Annotated in this window: 17 protein-coding genes; 7 read left to right on the top strand and 10 right to left on the bottom strand. The window is 58.7% G+C overall.

Annotated features, from left to right (window positions below; all coding sequences use genetic code 11):
* Positions 1 to 72 precede the first annotated feature (72 nt).
* The 8 genes from hypD to A3GO_RS0117315 all read right to left on the bottom strand — a co-directional run bounded on the left by hypD (position 73) and on the right by A3GO_RS0117315 (position 9,800).
* Positions 73 to 1,206, bottom strand: a complete 1,134-nt coding sequence (gene hypD, locus A3GO_RS0117350; RefSeq protein WP_029134480.1) for a hydrogenase formation protein HypD — start codon at positions 1,204 to 1,206, stop codon at positions 73 to 75.
* Positions 1,203 to 1,436, bottom strand: a complete 234-nt coding sequence (locus tag A3GO_RS0117345; RefSeq protein ID WP_029134479.1) for a HypC/HybG/HupF family hydrogenase formation chaperone — start codon at positions 1,434 to 1,436, stop codon at positions 1,203 to 1,205. The genes hypD and A3GO_RS0117345 overlap by 4 nt, the downstream gene beginning before the upstream one ends.
* Positions 1,437 to 1,630: 194 nt before the next feature.
* Complete coding sequence (gene hypB / locus A3GO_RS24350; RefSeq protein WP_335340058.1) at positions 1,631 to 2,491, bottom strand: hydrogenase nickel incorporation protein HypB; 861 nt, start codon at positions 2,489 to 2,491, stop codon at positions 1,631 to 1,633.
* Between the two features lie 53 nt (positions 2,492 to 2,544).
* A complete protein-coding gene (hypA, locus tag A3GO_RS0117335) occupies positions 2,545 to 2,877 on the bottom strand; it encodes a hydrogenase maturation nickel metallochaperone HypA (protein WP_037375833.1) in 333 nt (110 codons plus the stop codon).
* 276 nt (positions 2,878 to 3,153) lie between these two features.
* On the bottom strand, positions 3,154 to 4,344 hold the full coding sequence (locus tag A3GO_RS0117330) for a nickel-dependent hydrogenase large subunit (protein ID WP_029134477.1): 1,191 nt from the start codon (positions 4,342 to 4,344) through the stop codon (positions 3,154 to 3,156).
* A gap of 600 nt (positions 4,345 to 4,944) precedes the next feature.
* On the bottom strand, positions 4,945 to 5,460 hold the full coding sequence (locus A3GO_RS0117325; RefSeq protein WP_029134476.1) for a winged helix DNA-binding protein: 516 nt from the start codon (positions 5,458 to 5,460) through the stop codon (positions 4,945 to 4,947).
* A gap of 50 nt (positions 5,461 to 5,510) precedes the next feature.
* Positions 5,511 to 6,134, bottom strand: coding sequence for a LysE family translocator (locus A3GO_RS0117320; protein ID WP_029134475.1), 624 nt, complete (start codon positions 6,132 to 6,134; stop codon positions 5,511 to 5,513).
* An 18-nt stretch (positions 6,135 to 6,152) separates the two neighbouring features.
* Entirely contained in the window at positions 6,153 to 9,800 is a 3,648-nt protein-coding gene (locus A3GO_RS0117315) for a hydantoinase B/oxoprolinase family protein (protein ID WP_051302541.1), read from the bottom strand.
* Positions 9,801 to 10,149: 349 nt separating this feature from the next.
* On the opposite strand from A3GO_RS0117315, the gene A3GO_RS0117310 reads away from it, so the two are divergent.
* From A3GO_RS0117310 to A3GO_RS24345, 3 genes are all read left to right on the top strand, one after another.
* Positions 10,150 to 10,491 (top strand): winged helix-turn-helix domain-containing protein, encoded by a 342-nt coding sequence (locus tag A3GO_RS0117310; protein WP_029134473.1) that lies wholly within the window; start codon positions 10,150 to 10,152, stop codon positions 10,489 to 10,491.
* 66 nt (positions 10,492 to 10,557) lie between these two features.
* Complete coding sequence (gene modA / locus A3GO_RS0117305; protein WP_037375797.1) at positions 10,558 to 11,313, top strand: molybdate ABC transporter substrate-binding protein; 756 nt, start codon at positions 10,558 to 10,560, stop codon at positions 11,311 to 11,313.
* A 210-nt stretch (positions 11,314 to 11,523) separates the two neighbouring features.
* Positions 11,524 to 13,779 carry a PAS-domain containing protein gene (locus tag A3GO_RS24345; RefSeq protein ID WP_029134471.1) on the top strand — a complete coding sequence of 752 codons (2,256 nt, stop codon included), beginning with the start codon at positions 11,524 to 11,526 and terminating at the stop codon, positions 13,777 to 13,779.
* A 106-nt stretch (positions 13,780 to 13,885) separates the two neighbouring features.
* On the opposite strand, the gene A3GO_RS0117295 is transcribed toward A3GO_RS24345, so the two are convergent.
* Both A3GO_RS0117295 and A3GO_RS0117290 read right to left on the bottom strand, forming a co-directional pair.
* Positions 13,886 to 14,506, bottom strand: coding sequence for a LysE family translocator (locus A3GO_RS0117295; protein ID WP_029134470.1), 621 nt, complete (start codon positions 14,504 to 14,506; stop codon positions 13,886 to 13,888).
* A 127-nt stretch (positions 14,507 to 14,633) separates the two neighbouring features.
* Complete coding sequence (locus A3GO_RS0117290; RefSeq protein WP_029134469.1) at positions 14,634 to 15,866, bottom strand: glycerate kinase type-2 family protein; 1,233 nt, start codon at positions 15,864 to 15,866, stop codon at positions 14,634 to 14,636.
* Between the two features lie 109 nt (positions 15,867 to 15,975).
* Here A3GO_RS0117290 and A3GO_RS0117285 point away from each other — a divergent pair, with 109 nt between their 5' ends.
* The 4 genes from A3GO_RS0117285 to A3GO_RS0117270 all read left to right on the top strand — a co-directional run bounded on the left by A3GO_RS0117285 (position 15,976) and on the right by A3GO_RS0117270 (position 20,114).
* The gene (locus tag A3GO_RS0117285; RefSeq protein WP_029134468.1) at positions 15,976 to 16,947 is read left to right on the top strand and encodes a hypothetical protein; all 972 of its coding nucleotides are present in this window, start codon (positions 15,976 to 15,978) and stop codon (positions 16,945 to 16,947) included.
* Positions 16,944 to 18,017 (top strand): hypothetical protein, encoded by a 1,074-nt coding sequence (locus tag A3GO_RS24340; RefSeq protein ID WP_051302538.1) that lies wholly within the window; start codon positions 16,944 to 16,946, stop codon positions 18,015 to 18,017. Before A3GO_RS0117285 ends, A3GO_RS24340 begins: the two co-directional genes overlap by 4 nt.
* 142 nt (positions 18,018 to 18,159) lie before the next feature.
* A complete protein-coding gene (locus A3GO_RS0117275; RefSeq protein ID WP_029134467.1) occupies positions 18,160 to 19,149 on the top strand; it encodes a response regulator in 990 nt (329 codons plus the stop codon).
* 2 nt (positions 19,150 to 19,151) lie between these two features.
* Positions 19,152 to 20,114, top strand: a complete 963-nt coding sequence (locus A3GO_RS0117270; protein WP_029134466.1) for a sensor domain-containing diguanylate cyclase — start codon at positions 19,152 to 19,154, stop codon at positions 20,112 to 20,114.
* Positions 20,115 to 20,153: the final 39 nt, after the last annotated feature.

Below are 20,153 nucleotides of genomic sequence, written 5' to 3'. Positions count from 1 at the left end.
CAACCGGCACCCATCCGGCCCGCCCTCTTCGCGGCGGGGGCGCCGCTCCTACAGGTTTTCTCAACCGTGACGTCAAGACGCCGCCTGCTCCCGGAAGCGTCCATAGGTCCAGTAGGCGGCACAGGCCCCCTCGGAGCTGACCATACAGGAACCCATGGGATTCTCTGGGGTGCAGACGGTGCCAAACAGCTTGCAGTCGGTGGGACGCTTCACGCCGCGCAGGATCGCCGGACACTCACACCCCTTGATATCGGCCGCCGGGATCTCTTCCACCGCAAAGCGCAGCTCGGCATCAAACGCGGCAAACGGTTTCTTGATGCGCAGGGCACTGTAGGGCACCAGTCCCAGACCGCGCCATTCAAACGCGCGACGCAGCTCAAAAATCTCCGCCACCAGTTTTTTCGCCTTGAGATTACCCTCGGGCGAAACCACCCGGGTGTACTCGTTCTCCACATCGTGCCGGCCCTCATTGAGTTGACGCACCAGCATCAGGATCGACTGCATCACGTCCAGCGGCTCGAAGCCGGCGATCACCACCGGGCGCTGAAATTCCTCGGCGAAGAACTCGTAGGGCTGACTGCCGATAATGGAGCTGACATGGGAGGGGCCGAGAAAACCGTCCAGCGAGACCGTGCCCAGCTCCCGCACTTCAGGCGACTCCAGGATGTTCTGGATCGCCGCGGGGGTCAGCACGTGGTTGCAGAAGACGGAGAAATTATCCAGACCCATCGCCTGGGCCTGCTTGATGGCGACCGCCGTGGGCGGGGTGGTGGTTTCGAAACCGATGGCGAAAAAGACCACCTGCTTCTCGGGCTGCTTGCGGGCAAGCGTAAGCGCATCCTGGGTGGAGTAGACCATACGGATATCCGCCCCACCCGCCTTCGCCTTGAGCAGGCTTTTACGATGCGAGGCCGGCACCCGCAGCATGTCGCCATAGGAGCAAAGCGTCACTCCGTGCTGCTCGGCCATGGCGATGGCCATGTCGATACGGGCGATCGGCAGCACGCAGACCGGACAACCCGGGCCATGCACCAGCCGCACATTATCCGGTAGCAGATCCTGCACCCCGTAGCGGAAGATAGCGTGGGTATGGCCGCCACAGAACTCCATCAGATGATAGCGACGGTCAGGTCTTGCCTCGGCACGAATCGCCGCAGAGAGTTTCTGCGCCGTCGCCTTGGCGCGGAACTCATCGACATATTTCATTCCATGACCTCCATCATGCCCGCCTCTTCAAACAGCCGGAGGGTGTTGGCGGCCTCCTCTTCGCTGATTTTGTTGAGGGCATAGCCGACATGGATCAGCAGGTAGTCACCGAGGGCGACATCCTCCACCAGCGCGGTAGAGACCTCCTTCTTCACATTACCCACCGAGACGGTGGCCATATCCGTGACCGCGTCGATCTCCACCACTTTGCCGGGAATCGCCAAACACATTGCAGTAACACCTCTATATCGTATGCGTTCCCACGCAGAGCGTGGGAACGAGCACTAACGAGCACTAAACCTGTAGGAGGCCCGCCCCCGGGCCGATGAAAACCGGCACCATTCCACCCGGTTCCTTCGCGGCGGGGGCGCCGCTCCTACACTATTCCTGAGCGCGCTTGGTGTGCCCATGCGGTTGCCGCAGGCTATACCATGCGCGACCTGATCCACTGGTACCAGGCATCCATGCCCTCGCCGCTCTTGGCCGAGAGTTGCAGCACCTCGATATCGGGATTGACCCGCCGGGCAAACTCAATGCATTTATTCACATCAAAATCGAGATAGGGCAGCAGATCGGTCTTGTTCAGGATCATCAGGTCCGCGGCATGGAACATGTCAGGATATTTCAGCGGCTTGTCCTCGCCCTCGGTGACCGACAGGATCGCCACCTTGTGCGCCTCACCCAGATCGAAAGCCGCCGGGCAGACCAGGTTGCCCACATTCTCGATAAACAGCAGGCTGTTATCTGCCGGCTGCAGGCTCTCCATGGCGTGGCCGATCATGTGGGCATCCAGATGACACCCCTTGCCGGTATTGATCTGCAGTGCGGACACGCCGGTTTCCCGGATGCGGTCGGCGTCGTTGGCGGTCTGCTGATCCCCCTCGATCACCGTAATCGGCAGCTCCCCTTTCAGGTCGTCGATACTGCGGGTCAGCAGGCTGGTCTTGCCGGAACCGGGGCTGGAGACCAGGTTCAGCGCCAGGATCTGCCGCTCCTGGAACAGCTGCCGGTTGGCGGCGGCGTACTGGTTGTTCTTGCCCAGGATATCCTGCTCGATCTGCACCATGCGCGACTGGCTCATGCCGGGCGCATGGGCGTGGGCCGGGCCCTGACCATAGTCGTGGTGATGCCCATGAGTATGCTGATGATGGCCATGATCGTGGGTATGTCCGTGGTCATGGTCGTGATCACCATGGTGATGGTGGTGGTGGAGCCCATGAGCGTGGTCGTGATCACCATGGTGATGGTGGTGGTGCCCATGAGCGTGGTCGTGATCATGGCCCATCTCCTCGCCTTCGATTCGTGTCTCACCTTCGCCGCAGCCGCATACGGTACACATCACTCCACCTCCAGTTCTTTGATTCGCAGCTCGTCGCCGCCGGTAATCTGTAATTGAAAACTGCCGCAATCGGGGCAGGCATCAAAGCGTTGCCGGATCGGCACGCTCTTCGAACACTCCAGGCACCAGGCGGTGCCCGGCATCTCGATAATCTCCAGGACTGCTCCATCGGCCAGGCTGTTGCGGGTCACTACATCGAAGCCGAAGCGCAGTGCCTCCAGTTCCACACCCGCCAACGGGCCGATCTCCAGCCAAACCGATTTCACCCGGCTGAACTGCTGGGCCGTGGCCTGCTCCTCCATGACCTGCAGGATACCTTCACATATCGACATTTCGTGCATACATCAATGCCTGTTGCTCCTATACATCCCTGTAGCCTGGTTCCGGCCCGGCCTTCCATGGCCGGTCGCTCGATCGCTGCGAATGTCCACCGGACATTCGGTCCATCTCACCCTTCACATATCGACATTTCGTGCATTCAATAACGCCCGTTGCTCTCTTCATAAAGCCATTTTTTAGCCGCGAATGAACGCAAATAAACGCGAATATAAAAATGCTTAAAATTCACACCAAAATTACTTGCCAAACGCCGACAGGCTGTAGGGTGTTCACGCCTGACCAATCCGCAGTTCATAACCCACACAGGGATCAATCGCATTGATCAACAGGGCGGACTGCCGGCGCAGCTGATCGGCAGAATTCACCTGCAAGCCCTTCAACCCTTGCACCAGCACACCGTCCGGATGAAAGTTCCACTCCGTCGGGGCGAGGATCTGGTAGCGGGCGATCCGCCCCGCCTCCAGCGCCACCCAATGGACCAGGCGACCGCGCGCCGCCTCAACCTGCGAAATGCCCTGGCCTGGCGGCAGACCTGACTCGACAGCGTTCCCGGTAGTTTTGCCGGCCGCTTCGCGCAGTCGACCCGGTATCCCGGCCAGTTCCACCAGTCTCGCACAATAGCGGGCCAACAGACCGGCCCCATATTCCGCCACTACGGCCGCCACCAGCGGATGATCAGTCACCCGGGTGAACGGCGATGTTTCATAACATTGGCCATCCAGGCGCGGACAGGCAATAAACCGCCCGGCATCCGGCCGTTCCAGTTGTCGGGCCAGAAATGCCTGCTCCACGGGTGGGAGCACCCCGATATTAGCGGAACCCAGTGAGTCCCAACGGTTATCCCGCACAAATTGCAGCATCCGACCCGCCGGCAGTCGGCTATCAGCGGCCCAGCGCAAAAGCGCGGGACAGCCCTCTAGCCCGAGCCATTCAGCGGGCGGCATGCCAAACACCTGATCCTGCAACAGCTGTGCAAATTCATCAATGACACTGTCCATCTCCCGGACACCATCAGTGACTGGCATGACACCCGGCATAAAGGGGCGCTCATTGGGATAGCTGGCAACACGAAATCGCTTGATCAGCTGCAGCATCTCACCCACGCCAGCGGCAGCTGGCGGCAATCCGATAAAGCCGGGCCAATCCAGCAGCACCCGCCACAGATGTTCCTTGGCGGTTTCCAACCAGACCAACTTCTCTCTGGCCGACTGCTGACGTGCATCCACCGGCAAACCCAACGCCTGCCCACAGGCCGTGACGGCGGCGTGCGCCTGGGCTGTGCCACAGATGCTGTAAAGCAGCGGCAGCGTTTGCAACAGCTCCTCTACGGATTTTCCTTCAAAGATCCGCGGGGTCTGCAAGGGACGGGAAGAGCGGATATCAACGCCTGTCACCGTCCCGTCGGACAGGTGCAGGCCGATATTCAGCCGCCCCTCTATATTACCAACCGCATTAGCCATGGGTTCAGTCAGGCCCTCAAGACTTCAGATCAACAGGAGCAGAGCAAAATACAGGCCAGACAGGCTACCGGCCATTAACGGCTCGTTACTTACCAATAACCACTGTCGCTTCCGCTTCCAGTCCGCCCCATTTCAAACAGTGGGACGGCTCTATACAACAAAAAAATAATATTGCCATTTCAGACAGTTAAAAAATCAACCCAAAGAATCCGAAGGGTTGCAGACAGACAATACGACGCCCGCCGGCAATATTCGACATCAACAAGGTTCGTGGTCAATCCCATGACATGGCAATCCGTACAATCGACTCTCACTGGAAACATACTGACCAGTTTATACTGGAAAGCGGATAGTTAATTTGCTCTAGGGCAATTCCGCTCCAAATCCATCCCCATTGAACGAAAGCAGGTTTACCAGAATCCGGTATCGACTAGAAACCGTCTATACAGATAACCGGGAGGCTGCCACATGGCCTGTCGCTTGTGTGGGTTGGGGTGCGCCTGCGAACCCCAACAGATGGCAGCGCACAATACCGGCTGTTGGGATTCGCTCCACTCATCCCAACCTACGAAATTAACTCCGCTCCCGGGTGCGGGGGGGCTAGAGCGAGGCGGCGGCCCGTGCCGCCTGGTCATACAGCCCCGACAGAGACCGCAGCAGCTTGGCCAGTTCACCGATCTCCTGGTTACCGGTCTCCAGGAAACCCAATGCATCCACCAGACAGTCCTCGCGGATCTCCCGGTAACGCAGGCAGAGCGCCTCGCCCCGTTCACTGGTGGAAAAGAAGTTCTCCTTGCCCTGTTTTTCGGTCTGCACCAGCCCCAGCTTGGCCAGTTTGCGCAGGGAGTAGGTGGCGGTGTGGGTATCCTCGATATTCAGATTGAAGCAGATATCCGCCACCTTCTTGGCCCGCGCACGATGATTGACGTTGTGCAGAATGAGGATATCGGTGGGATTGAGATCGGGCATGCCACTGGCGGTCATACAGCGCTCGATCCAGCGATTGAACGCGTTATTGGCGATAATCAGGCCGTACTCCAGCTCGCTCAGCTCGATGCTCTTTTCCGAGACCAGGTGAGATGAGGAGACGATCGGCTGCTTCTTTTTTTCAGACATCTTGAGCTACCTGGATAATGTTATGTCCCAAACGGGGAACAGCACCCTGATCAGCGCTCTCCGGCGATCAGCAATGAACCGAGGCCGACGAACAACCCACCGGTGATGCGATTGAAACGCACACTCCAGTCGGCGTTTTGCAGCCAGCCGCTGGAGCGGCTGGCCATCAGGGCATAGCCGCACAGGAAAGTGAACGAGAGCAGTCCGAACGTACCGGCCAACAGGGTGAACTGCGGCAACATGGCCGTTGTGGGTTCGACAAACTGGGGAAACAGCGCCGTGCAGAAAGCGATCGCCTTGGGATTACTGACCGCCACCATGAAGGCCTGGAAAAAGAGTCTCACCGGCGACCGGGAAGCAACACACACGCCCTCCACCGGAAGCCGCCCCAAGCCACTGCGCCAGAGACGGATTCCCAGATAAATCAGATAGAGCCCTCCGATCCACTTCACCAGCTGAAACACCGTCTCAGAGGTGTGAATCAGCGCCCCGAGCCCTATGGACGACAACGCTGCCAGCAGCACAATCCCCGTTACGTTGCCCATAATGGCAACCAGGGTACGCCGCATGCCCAGAGTGACCGCATTGGTGACGGCCAACAGTACCGCCGGCCCGGGTGATGCGGTTGCAACCAGCGCGATCAGCAGAAAGGTCAAATAATCAGTCAATTCCATAGTTCGATGCCTGCTTTGTCAGGTTGGCTCACCATAGCCCCCACCACCGGGGGTTTCAATAATAAACAGATCTCCCGCCGCCATCTCCGCCTGACCCTGGTGTCCCAGTTCGGTGACCCGACCATCGACACGCTCGATGTAGTTGCGACCCACCCATCCCGGCGAACCACCGGCCATGCCGTAGGGCGGCACCCGGCGATGGCCGGCCAGGATATTGGCAGTCATCGGTTGCAGAAAACGGAGCTGACGGATGGTGCCATCGCCCCCCTTGTGCCGTCCTGCTCCACCGGAGCCGGTGCGCAGGGCAAAGGATTCCAGGCGCACCGGGAAGCGCCACTCCAGCACCTCCGGGTCGGTCAACCGCGAATTGGTCATGTGGGTGTGCACCGCCGAGGTACCGTCCTGTTGCCGGGTCGCCCCGGCCCCGCCGCAAATGGTCTCGTAATACTGGTACTGCCGGTTACCCCAAGTGAAGTTGTTCATGGTCCCCTGGGAGGCGGCCGCCACGCCGAGCGCCCCCAGCAGGGTATCCACAATCACCTGGGAGGTTTCGACATTACCGGCCACCACGGCGGCCGGATGGTCCGGATTGATCATGGAGCCTTCCGGGATGATCACGTTCAGCGGTTTGAGGCAGCCCTCATTGAGCGGAATCATGTCGCCCACCAGACAGCGGAACACATAGAGTACTGCCGCCCGGCAGACCGCCGCCGGGGCATTGTAGTTGCCGGGATGCTGGCCACTGGTACCGGTGAAGTCGATGGTGGCGCGGCGCGCCTCCCGCTGCAGGGTGATCTTGACGCAGACCCGGTGGCCATCATCCATCTCGTAACAGAATTCACCGTCACTCAGCACATCCAGCACCCGCCGCACCGACTCCTCGGCATTGTCCTGCACATGCCGCATGTAGGCGTGCACCACCTTTAGGCCAAAGTGCTCCACCATGCGCATCAGCTCCTGCACACCCTTCTCGCAGGCAGCGAGTTGGGCCTGGAAATCCGCCACGTTGGTGTCGATATTTCTGGCCGGCCAGGGACCGCTGGCCAGCAGCGCCCGAATCTCCTGTTCACAGAAGCGCCCCCGGTCTACCAGCTTGATGTTGTCGATCAGTATCCCCTCCTCGGCCACCGAGGTGGAGTCCGGCGGCATGGAGCCGGGGGTGGTGCCGCCGATGTCGGCGTGATGCCCGCGCGAGGCGACGTAGAAGATCACCGTCTTGCCGTCCGGATCAAACACCGGCTTGATCAGGGTGACATCCGGCAGGTGCGTGCCGCCATTGTAGGGGTCGTTCAACAGATAGGCATCACCCGGCTGCATGCTGCCGACCCGCTCGCGAATCACCGTCTTGATACTCTCGCTCATGGAGCCGAGATGCACCGGCATGTGCGGGGCGTTGGCGATCAGGTCGCCCTGCTGATTGAACACCGCACAGGAGAAATCGAGCCGCTCCTTGATATTGACGGAGGCGGCGGTGTTCTCCAGCACCATGCCCATCTGCTCGGCAATGGACATGAACAGGTTGTTGAAGATCTCCAGCATTACCGGATCGACCTGGGTACCAATCGCCACCCGTGTCGGCAGCGGCTGGTAGCGCTCCAGCAGGATATTGTTCTCCCGGGTCAGGATCGCCTGCCAGCCCGGCTCCACCACGATGGTGCCGGTCCGTTCGATCACTACTGCCGGGCCTTGAACCGGCCGATCGACGGGCAACGTATCGCGGTCATAAAAGGCCGTATCAACCGTCGCACCGTTCATCACAGTGGGTTGGACCGACAACGCCTTCAACTCCCCCTGACCCGCAGGACTTTCGCTGACCAGCGCAGGCTGTTCAGCGGCACCGATCACCTCCACCTGAATCGCCTCCACCACCAGCGGTTTCTCCGGCGAAATGAAGCCGAAGCGCTGTTGATGGGTCTGTTCAAAACTGCTCTGGATCCCTGCCAGGCTGGAGAAGGCGACCAGCAGGGCGGTATCCGAGCCCAGATAGCGCAGGTGCATCTTGCGTTCACAGCGGATTGCCCCGGCCTGCACCCCCTGTGCCCGCATCTCCGTCACGCCCTCACCCTGCAACCGCTCCAGTCCGGCCACCAGCTCCGGCATCAGCGACTCCTGCAGACGCGCTTCCACCGCCTGGTCACGCATCAGCCGACGATCGGCCAGCCCCATACCGAAGGCGGAGAGCACACCGGCATGGGGATGCAGATAGACCCGTTTCATGCCCAGGGAGTCGGCCACCAGGCAGGCGTGCTGGCCGCCGGCCCCACCGAAACAGCAGAGGGTGTATTCCGACACGTGATAACCACGCTGTACCGAGATGCGCTTGATCGCGTTGGCCATGTTGACCACGGCGATGGCGAGAAAACCCTCTGCCACCTGCTCCGGTGTGCGCTGCTCACCGGTGGCCCGGTTGATCTCCCCGGCAAGCTGCCGGAAGCGCTCCTGCACCACCGCCCGGTCCAGCGGTTGATCGGCCCGTGGACCGAACACCCTGGGAAAGTAATCCGGTTGCAGCTTGCCCAGCATGACGTTGCAGTCGGTCACGGTCAGCGGCCCGCCATTGCGGTAACAGGCCGGCCCCGGATTGGCCCCCGCCGACTCCGGCCCGACCCGGAAGCGGGCGCCGTCGAACTGCAGCATGGAGCCACCGCCGGCGGCCACGGTATGAATCAGCATCATCGGCGCGCGCAACCGTACCCCGGCCACCTGGGTCTCGAAGGCACGCTCATACTCACCGGCATAGTGGCTGACATCGGTGGAGGTACCCCCCATGTCAAAGCCGATCAGCCTGTCGAAGCCGACCGCCTCGGCGGTACGCACCATACCCACCACACCACCGGCCGGGCCGGAAAGAACCGCATCCTTGCCCTGAAACCGGTAGGCGTCGGTAAGTCCGCCGTTCGACTGCATGAACAGCAGGCGGCCACCGGCCTCCTGCATGCCGCTCAGCTCACCCGCGACCTGCTCCACATAACGGCGCAGAATGGGTGACAGGTAGGCGTCCACCACCGTGGTATCACCCCGGCTCACCAGCTTCATCAAGGGGCTCACCTGAGAACTGATGGAGATCTGGCTGAAGCCGATCTGCCGGGCGATTTCGGCCACCCGCTGTTCATGCTCCGGATAGCGATAGCTGTGCATAAACAGCACCGCCAGGCTGCGCAGTCCCCGATCATAGGCGGCCTGCAGTCCCGCTCGGGTCGACACCCCATCCAGCGGACGAACCACCTCACCCTGTGCCCCGATCCGCTCGTCCACCTCCAGCACCTCGCTGTAGAGCATCTCCGGCAGCTCGATATCCAGGGTGAACAGATCGGGCCGGGTCTGGTAGCCGATGCGCAGGGCATCCCGGAAGCCGCGAGTCACCAGCAGCAGGGTCGGTTCACCCCGGCGCTCCAGCAGCGCGTTGGTGGCCACCGTGGTGCCCATCTTGACCGCGTCGATCTGCGCGGCCGGCAGCGGCTCATCCCGGGCCACACCGAGCAGGTCCCGGATGCCCTGAATCGCCGCGTCCGGGTACTGGGCCGGGTTTTCCGACAGCAGCTTATGGGTCACCAGCGTACCGTCGGGACGTTGTGCCACCACGTCGGTAAAGGTACCGCCCCGGTCAATCCAGAACTGCCACTTGCTGGAGACCACACCCTCGTATTGTTTCACTACGTCACTCATCGAGAAAACATTCCAAATAAAAAAATGTCTGCCCGGATCATCATGCGGGGCAGCCAGCTGTCGATGGGCGAAAACGCTGCCAACAAACATCACCGGGTGGATTACCGGCACCAGCCATGGCTGCAACAGTATTCAAATCACGGCCACCCCAGCCATTATGAATTCGTTATATAAACGATTTATCTATAAATCGTCTGAATAAACATAGTGGGAGCTATACGGGGCGTCAAGACTTGGTCCGTTTGTTTTTCGCTGCTGTCACCCGCACCACCCTCCTGGTTTAAGCTGATTGCGTTATATTCTGTGAAATATTACGATGCAGTTCCCGATTACAATCGACAGACAAACCATGAGCAATCACTACCGACTACGCGGACGCCTCTGGATTGAAGGACCGGAAGGTACGTTTCTCGGCTATGGTCGTGTCGTATTGCTGGAAAAGATACGCGAACACGGCTCCATCAGTGCCGCTGCCCGCGCCCTGGAGATGTCCTACCTGCGCGCCTGGAAACTGGTCGATTCGATGAATCGGCAAAGCCGGAAGCCGGTGGTCACCAAAACCACGGGGGGACGTGGCGGAGGCGGTGCTGTACTGACCGAAACCGGCGAACGCGCCATCAATACATTCTGGGCCGCCTACGGTGATTTCAAAGCATATCTGGCCGGAGGTTCGGAAAAACTGGGCATGTGAAAATTTTTCCTGTCGTTATATCCATCACAATATAACGAGTAATCCATACCCGAGAGTAACGGACAAATGAAAAAAACAACATGGAAACACCTGTTGGCCGTCACCTCCCTGGCACTGCTGATCATAAATCCCGCCACGGCCGATGAGGTCAATATTGCAGTCGCCAGCAACTTCGCCGAGCCGATAAAAGAGATTGCCAGCCGCTATGAGACGCAAAGCGGACACCGGATTAATCTGATATTCGGGGCTACCGGAAAACATTATGCCCAGATCAAGAACGGCGCTCCTTTTGCCGCTTTTTTTGCCGCCGATGCCCGCCGACCCGAATTACTGGAAAAAGAGGGGGTCGCCCTGCCCGGCAGCCGCTTCACCTATGCCGTGGGACATATCGTGCTGTGGAGTCCAAAAGCGGGATATGTGGATGCGCTGGGTAAAATTCTGCAACACAAACCGTTTCGCCACCTGGCCATCGCCAATCCAAGACTGGCCCCCTATGGCAAGGCCGCCCAGCAGTTCCTGCAGGCACGGGGACTCTGGGAGGGACTGCAGGACCGCATGGTCCGTGGTGAGAATATCGGTCAGACCTTCCAGTTTGTCAGAAGCGGCAGTGCCGAACTGGGCATCGTCGCCTACTCCCAGGTAAAACGGCCCGGCCATCCCCTTGAAGGATCGCTGTGGGAGATTCCGCCAACGGAATATACCCCCATTGAGCAACAGGCCGTGTTGCTGGAGGAGAATCCGGTGGCCAGAGAGTTCATGACCTTTATCAAGAGCCCCGAGGCGATCGATATTATTCTCGGTTTCGGATACGCAATACCCTGAAGCATCCTCCAGCGGAACCGCACTGGCTGCCAGCAGCCGCTCCAAATCCGTTCCAATTCAAAACCCCTAAAGAATACGGATTTCGAGCCGAAATAGAGATATTAGGCGCCCACCTCCAGATGGGCGAGTTAGCATAGCGCTGTACTGCTGGTCGGAAACAAACCCTGCATCATCAGGAATAGCAACAGGCTGTTTGGCTGAGGGGAAGGCATGTCCGAAACACTTGTTGATGACGTAAAACCGGAAAACACCGACGTCCTGCAGACCATTATTGACTTCCTGCCAAGCGGAATCACCCTGTTCGACCCTGATCTGCAGATGATTGCCTGCAATGAGCAACTAAAACAGTTGCTCAATTTCCCCCCCGAATTATTTAAGAACGGAATGCCGACGATGTACGAGTTGGCGATTTTCAACGCACGTCGTGGGGACTATGGCCCCGGTGATCATGAAATACTGGCGCAACAGGTATTGGAACGTGCGCGCAACATGGAGCCGCATGTCTACGAGCGAACCCGGCCAGACGGCACGGTGCTCGAGATTCGCGGCACCCCCCTGCCCGATGGCCGCGGCTTCGTCACCATCTATACGGATATCACGGAAAGGAAGCGTGCCGAACAAGAGGCAAAACGCACCGCTACCTATCTGGACACGGTGTTGAACAGCCTGCCACAGGGGGTCACCGTGATGGATGAGCAGCTTAACCTGGTGCTGTGGAATGAGCGCTTTCTCGATGTGCTTGAGCTCCCACAGGAGCTCATGCGTACCGGTGTGCGCCTGGAAGATGTGATTCGTTATAACGCCAAGCGCGGCGATTACGGTGCGGTTGACCCGGAAAAAAAGGTTCAGGAAGTGGTGGATCTTGCCTTGCGTTTTGAGGCTCATCGTATGGAGCGAACCCGGCCACAGGGGCAAACCATCGATGTGGAAGGGCGCACGATGCAGATAGATGGCAAAGTGGCCGGCTTCATCACCACCTACACCGACATCACCGAGCGCAAGCAGGCTGGATTGTACGAACAATTTCGCAGCCATACATTGGAAATGCTGGCCAGTGGTCAACCACTTCCCGCCATACTCGACACCATCGCACGAGGTATGGAACAACTCAATCCGGCAATGCTTTGTAGTGTCCTGTTGCTGGATAGCGAAGGCAGACATCTCGAAATCGGCGCGGCGCCCAGCCTGCCTGATTTCTATAGCACCGCCCTCAGTGGCACTGAAATTGGCATGGGAGTCTGTTCGAGTGGTACAGCGGCCTTTACCGGAAAGCGTGTCATTGTTAATGACATAGCCACCCATCCCTTTTGGGCAGACTACAAGGAACTTGCGGCCAGCGCCGGATTAAGCGCGTGCTGGTCACAACCCATCCACTCGTCATCGGGTCAAGTGCTGGGCACACTTGCCATTTATCATCGTCAACCACGCAGCCCCTCGGAATATGATCTTTCCATCATGGAGCAATCCGCCCATCTGGCCAGTATAGCCATTGAGCGCAGTGCCGCGGCAGAGAAGATCCATACCAGCGAGGCCCTCTATCGTCTGTTGACGGAGGATACCGCCGATGTGGTCTGGAAGACAGATGGGGACCTCCGCTTCACCTATATCAGCCCAGCCGATGAAAGACTGCGGGGTTACCGGGCCGATGAAGTACTCGGTAGCCATGCGCTGGAAATGTTCACCGAAGAGGGTGCGGCCGTCGTCACCGAGATGATGCGGAAGAGGATGATTGCTGAAAAGAACGGAGAGCAGACCGGCTTTGTAATTTTCGAAGCACAGCATCGCTGCAAGGATGGCAGAGTGATATGGGGAGAAGTGTTGTCTAAACCCGAACGCGACGCGCAGGGTGCGATTACCGGATACCACGGCATTACCCGGGAAATCACCGAGCGTAAACAGATGCAGGACCAGGTGAAACAATTGGCGTTCTACGACACGCTTACAAATCTGCCGAATCGCCGCCTGCTTAACGACCGTTTGGCACAAGCCATGGCTGCCAGCAGTCGCAGTGGTTGCTATGGTGCGTTGATATTCCTTGATCTGGATAACTTCAAGCCACTGAATGATACCCATGGACATGCGGTGGGCGATTTGCTGTTAAGTGAAGCAGGGGATCGACTGACGGGTTGCGTGCGCGAGACGGACACCGTGGCGCGCTTCGGCGGCGATGAGTTTGTGGTGATATTACGCGACTTGACCCCGGATAAAGCCACATCAATTTCACAGGCCAGGATCGTGGCAGAAAAAATCCGCAGTGCATTATCTGAACCCTATCGGTTGCCCATCAGGCACGAAGGACAATCAGATGATGTAATCGAGCATCGCTGCACCGCCAGTATTGGGGTGTCCATGTTTATCAATCACGAAGCCAGCCAGGACGACATCCTCAAATGGGCAGACAAGGCGATGTATCAGGCCAAGGAAGCCGGGCGAAACTCTATCTGGTTTTATGATTTACAGACATGAGTGATTGCAACGATAGCGGAGACGGTCAACAGAGAGAGGCAGGCTGATCAGTGTGCGCCTCACTCCATGTATTACTGCTTTCCTAGAGTGTATTTATTTCGCTGTCTCACCGCTCCGACAGCAGCAACTTCACCGCCAGACCGGCAAACACCACGCCACTCAACCGGTTGAGAATCAGGGCGCCCTTGCCTTTGCGCAGAAAGGCACCGATTCTTCCTGCGGCCAGACTGATCAATCCAAACACCAGCAGGGCGCTGAGCATGAACAACAGGCCCAGGATGGCGATCTGCAGGGTGACACTGCCCTGTGCCGGGCTGACGAACTGGGGCAGGAAGGCCAGAAAAAACAGCGACACCTTGGGGTTCATGATGTTCATCAATACGCCACGCAGGTAGAGTCGGCGGTAGCTTTCACTGCTGGTGCGCGAGGTGAATGTCTCGGCCGGCGCCCGGAACACCTGCCAGGCAAGCCAGGCAAGATACAGCGCACCGCCGATCTTGAGCAGCGAAAACGCCAGCGCCGACTCCTGGATGAACACCGCCACCCCAAGCGCCACCGCGCCGGTATGTACAAACAGTCCACTGCAGAGACCGAGGGTGGTGATCACTCCCGCCGCGGGCCCCCGGGCAATGGAGATGGTCAGTACAAACAGGTTGTCCGGACCGGGCGCCAGGGCCAGCAGCAAGGAAGAGGTGACAAACAGCAACAGGGTAGCGGTTTCGAACATGGTGACTCCTCGGGTGGACGACGATCATAGCACGCCATCCCGCTGGCCGGATCAAGGTAAGAGTCGCGTCATCCCGATGGCTTCGACCCGCAAGCTCTAAACAAGGGATTGCGCTAACCTGGGCGCCTCAGTACTTCAGCCCGATCATCAGATCCATCACATTGGTCCCGGTGGGACCGGTCTGGATCAGGTCGCCGCTGGCCTCGAGAAAGCGGCCCGAATCAGCTTGTGTCAGACAGACCTCGGGATCGACCCCCAGTACCCGACAACCACGACCCACACTGCCGCCGTCAACAATGGCACCGGCATCCTCTCCTGGGCCGTCTCCCCCATCGGTACCCGCCGCCAGGAAACAGACATCCCTTCGTCCGGCTATCTGGCAGGCCACCACCAGCGCCAGGTGTTGATTACGCCCGCCCTGTCCGGGATGCTCCGGCAGGTGGATGGTCGGTTCACCACCCCAGACATAAAGTCCCGACCAGGCATCCCGCAGTTCGTACGCCAACCGTCGGCCGACCACATTGACATCCCCCCCCAGATGGGCCCGGCTCAGGGTCACCGCGTAACCAAGCTCCCGGGCCTTGTCGGCGGCCGCCTCGCGGGCATCCGCCAGAGATGCCACGATGCTGACCCGGATATTGTCCGCCTTCGTCGGGACAGGAGGCGGCACGGGCGGCACCAGCGCACGCAGCCAGTCCGGTAGCGCCAAGTCATCCAGGCCGCACGCAGGATGCTCATCCGCCACCAGCAGGCCCGAACCGATCACGCCAGGCTCATCCCCCGGCACATCAGAGATCAGCAGTACCTGGGCCGGTCGTCCCTGCAGCAGCGGAATCAGACCACCGCCCTTGATCCGCGAGAGTGATTTGCGCACCCGGTTCATGGCGTCAATCGACAGACCACTCCCCAGCAACCACTGGTTGACCCGCTGCAGGCTCGCCAGATCGATGCCATCACGCAGCAGTTCCACCAGCCCCGAGGTGCCGCCCGAAATCAGGAACAGCAGGCGGCGATCTTTTGGTCGCGTCCGGATAAACTCAACCAGCTCACGACCCGCCCGCAGACTGCGCTCATCCGGCACCGGATGCCCACCTTCCAGACAGCCAAGTCCTCTGGCCCTCAACAGCGACTCATCCATGTGACCCGCCTTGGAGATTACCAGGCCATCCAGAACCCGGTCTCCCAGCACATCCAGTGCCCCCTGCGTCATGGACTGGGCCGCCTTACCGAGTGCTATGAGCGACACCGTCCCCTGATCCCCGCGCAGCGATTCCCGGACACAGGCGCGCCCCTCCACGCGAGTCAGTGCTGCCTGAAAAATCGTCAGCAGATCCCGACGTGCGCCCGCCATATCCGGCATGGTGTTACCTCCTGTTATGCAGTGGCTCTATGTGAGTATAAGTAAAGGATCATTCTAGCCTCGCCAACCAGATATGATAAGCTGGTGATCATCGCTGGGGGGAACACTCTTGGAAAGCATACAGATACGCCGCCATTTCAGTCGCAATATCCTGTTTCGCATGATCATCCTGGGCGCCATCGGCGCCGGACTGCTCTACTGGAAGCTCGATTTCATCAACGACATCTACTTCCGCGACCAGCTCACTCCCACCGGCCTGATCATCAACGGCACCATCGTGGCCCTGTTTATCCTCGGGCTATTCAGAATCATCGGCATACTGATCAGCTACGGTTTGGAAGAGCGGGCGCTGGTCCAGTTCATGTCCAATCTGCGTGACAAGGTGGATCCGCTCTACGAGGTGGCCGAACAGCGCATTATCGCGCGCCGCTACCGGACACTGGAGACGATGCACAAGGCCAACACGCCGATCAACCACAATGCCCTGGCCACCACCCTGGTGGCCTCGGAAAGCACGCGCAACAGCCTGCCGAAATTCATCAACAACACGCTGATCCTGACCGGCGTATTCGGCACCATCGTGTCACTCTCGATCGCCCTGATCGGCGCCTCGGACCTGCTCGCCTCCGCAGTCAACGTCAATGGCATGGGGCTGATCATCCACGGCATGTCCACCGCCCTCTCCACCACCATTACCGCCATTGTCTGCTATATCTTCTTCGGTTATTTCTACATGAAGCTGACCGATGTGCAGACCAACCTGGTGAGCGCCGTGGAACAGATTACCGCCGCTCACCTGATGCCCCGGTTCCAGATCCAGACCGAGAGCGTGCTGTTTGAGTTCAGCGGGCTGATCCGCTCTCTGCAGAGCCTGATCAGCAAGATGGAATCCTCGCAATCCTCCTTCCAGAATCTGGCCCAGGAGATGCAGCACTCCCAAGGCAATATCGAGGCGCTTGAACAATCCATCAGCAATGCATTCAACCAGGTCTATGAGGAGAGAATCCAGCCCATTACCCGGGAGATGGAGGATATCAAAAAGCTGCTCAGAGACGGTTTCCGGTTGCACGAGGACGTATGAACCCGGACAACAGCTTTGTCGACCTGCGGCTGAACCGCCAGGACGGTCAGAACCAGGAGAGCTTCTGGCCATCCTTCACCGACATCATGACCGTCATCGTGATGATCTTCGTCATCGCGATGGTGGTGCTATTGTTGCGCAATATCGAGCTGGTCAACCAGCTGCGCGCCACCATGGAGGCGGAACGTGCCGCCGTGGAGCTTGCCAAGGCCACCGGGGAAGAGAAAGAGAGCCTGGCGCTGAAACTGTTCACCGCGGAAAACGACCTCTCGATGCTGCGCATGCGCCTGATGCAGCTGGAAGAACAGCGCACCGAGCAGGCCGGCACTATCGACACCCAGCACCGCGATATTGTCCAGTTGCAGGCGGAAAAAGAGTCGCTGCAACTGCTCCGCGACCAACTCAACGCGGAGAATTTCACTCTTACCCAGCAGTTGAAAAAACGGGATTCACTCATCCAGCAGCAGCAGCAGAGTCTGGAGGATCTTCAACAGACCCTGCTCTCGGCGCAACAGCAGCTCAACCGCTTCCAGGAGGAGATCGCATCCGCCCACTCAGCGTTGAATACGCTTGAGAGCAACTATGCCACGGTGAAAGAGCAGCTTGCGCAACTGCAACAGCGTTACAGCAACCAGTCGAGTGAATTGCTGGCCGCCCGGGTCGCCGGGCGGGAGAGTGACCGGCAACTGCTGAACCTGCAATCCGACTTCGAACAGCTGAAGGTCAAATACGACAAACTGATCCGCCCCGCCCGCTCGCCCGCCGGACGCTATCTGGTGGAGGTGCGCTACACCAAGCCGGGTAAGCAGATTCTGGTGGAATACCAGACACAGGAAGATCCCGGCTACAAGGCCGTCTCCCACGAGCAGTTGGAGACACTGCTCAGCAGGCTGAAGGAAGAGCAAACCAGCGGACTCTATATCAAGGTGATCTTCCCGGAAAACAGCGGACTCACCTTCACCGAAGCATGGAGCCTGACCTCCCAGCTGCACAGCAAGTATGACTACTACTTCCAGGGCGGCGGGCCCGAGCTGGTCCCGGTGCTCCCATCGATCAACAAGCCCGAGTAACCGATTCACTGATCGACATGTGACATAGAGCAACACATACGCATGATGATAGCGAGATCATTATGCAGCGCTTTCCTTGGCCCAGGGTTTTGTTGTTATACTCGGGGCCGGAAGCCTACAACAACTATAACCCGGTCCGACTATGTCAATACCCGTCATCATCTGTGACGATTCAAGTTTTGCCAGAAAACAGGTCATGCGCGCCCTGCCCTCGGGGTGGGATGTGGATCTGACATTTTGTGAAAACGGCCGGGAAGCAGTTGCGGCAATTGAAGCCGGGAAGGGAGACATTCTGCTGCTCGACCTGACCATGCCGGTGATGGATGGCTTCGAGGTGTTGAAGTATATCCGGGAAAACGATCTGCCCACCCTGCCCATCGTCATATCCGGGGATATCCAGCCGGAGAGCCATAAACAGGTCATGGCACTCGGCGCAGTGGCCTTCATAAAAAAGCCGGTCGATGCCGCCGAGCTGACCCGCGTGCTCGATCAGTTCGGCGTATTGGGGATACTGACTGAAAACAGACTACCGGCCAATGTTCAGGTCACCTTCAATGAATGGGTACAGGAGATCACCAACGTCGCCATGGGCCGGGCCGCGGATCTGCTGGTACGGGTCATTAATGAAAAGGTCGAGCTGACCATTCCCCATGTCAGCCTGATGGAGCATGGCGAGCTGGAGATGACCCTGAACGCCACCGCCCACGGGGACAGCTTCTCCTGTATCACCCAGGGATTCATCGGCGGCGGAATATCCGGCGAGAATCTGCTGCTGTTCCATGACACCGATATTCGCCATGTTGCCAAACTGCTGAATTTTGATCTCGACCATCTGGAAGCCTCCACCGAGATGGAGCTTTACATGGACATCGCCAATGTGCTGGTCGGTGCCTTCCTGAAGGGATTTGCCGAACAGCTTGATGTCTGTTTCAGCCAGGGTCATCCGCGCATCACCATCCACAACCAGGACAGCGCCATGATCCTTGCCAACCGACGGGGACACGAGCAGATACTGACCATAGAGGTCAACTATGTAATCGGGGACAACCAGATTCGATGCAATCAACTGGTGCTGATTACGCCGGAATCCATAGATGCGCTGAAGATGCGTTCAGGCGAAGAGGTTATCTGATTATGAGCGCGCTTGATGATGGTATTTCAGAGATGCATCTGCTGTTGGGAATTATTCACAATGTGGATGTGGGCCTGGTGGTGCTGGACCGCAACTACCGGATCAAGATCTGGAACCACTTTATGTGGAACCATAGTGGTATCAATCCCGTTACCCTGACCGACAAAAACCTGTTCGAGGAGTTTCCGGAACTGCCAGTTCAGTGGCTGCAGAAAAAACTGGACACGGTATTTCTGCTCAACAACCGGGCATTCTCTTCCTGGCAGCAGCGCCCCTACATCATCCGATTCAACAGCTACAACCCGATCACCGGCCGTTCCGATACCATGCATCAGAACATGACCATCTTCCCGTTGACCGGCATATCGGGTGAGGTGGAGCATGTCTGCCTCATGCTCTATGACGCTACCGACGCCGCCCTGGATGAGGCGGCACTGCAGTCAGCCAATGAAGAGCTGGACCGGCTGGGTCGCACCGATGGGCTGACCGGATTACTCAACCGCCGAGCCTGGGAAAACCACCTGCAGACCGAGTTCAAGCGTTTCCCCCGGAGCAAGCAAGCCTCCACCCTGGTGATGTTCGATATCGACCACTTCAAGAAGGTCAATGACACCTATGGCCATCAGGCTGGTGACGAGGTAATCAGAATCACTTCTGGGCTGCTGCAGGAGACCAAGCGGGAGATGGACATTGCCGGCCGCTATGGTGGTGAAGAGTTCTGTGTCATCCTGCTGGACACCGACAGTCAGGGGGGCATAGTGTTCGCCGAACGCCTGCGCAAGGCCGTGGAAGCAACGCGGGTCACTTACGAAGGCCAGGAAATTCGCTTTTGCATCAGTCTGGGGGTGGCGGAGCTCAACAAAGAACTCAATCACCACACCGCCTGGCTGGAGCAGGCGGACAAGGCGCTCTACCAGTCGAAAGAGAGTGGCAGAAACCGGACCACGCTCCATACCGGGGAGTAAACGATAAACTGCCTGGGTTCAACAGGAACAGGGTGCCCT

It is taken from the genome of Sedimenticola selenatireducens DSM 17993 (assembly GCF_000428045.1).
GTDB classification, from domain to species: Bacteria; Pseudomonadota; Gammaproteobacteria; order Chromatiales; family Chromatiaceae; genus Sedimenticola; species Sedimenticola selenatireducens.
Note: the sequence above shows the minus strand (reverse complement) of the source record. Positions and strands in the feature narration are given on the sequence as shown.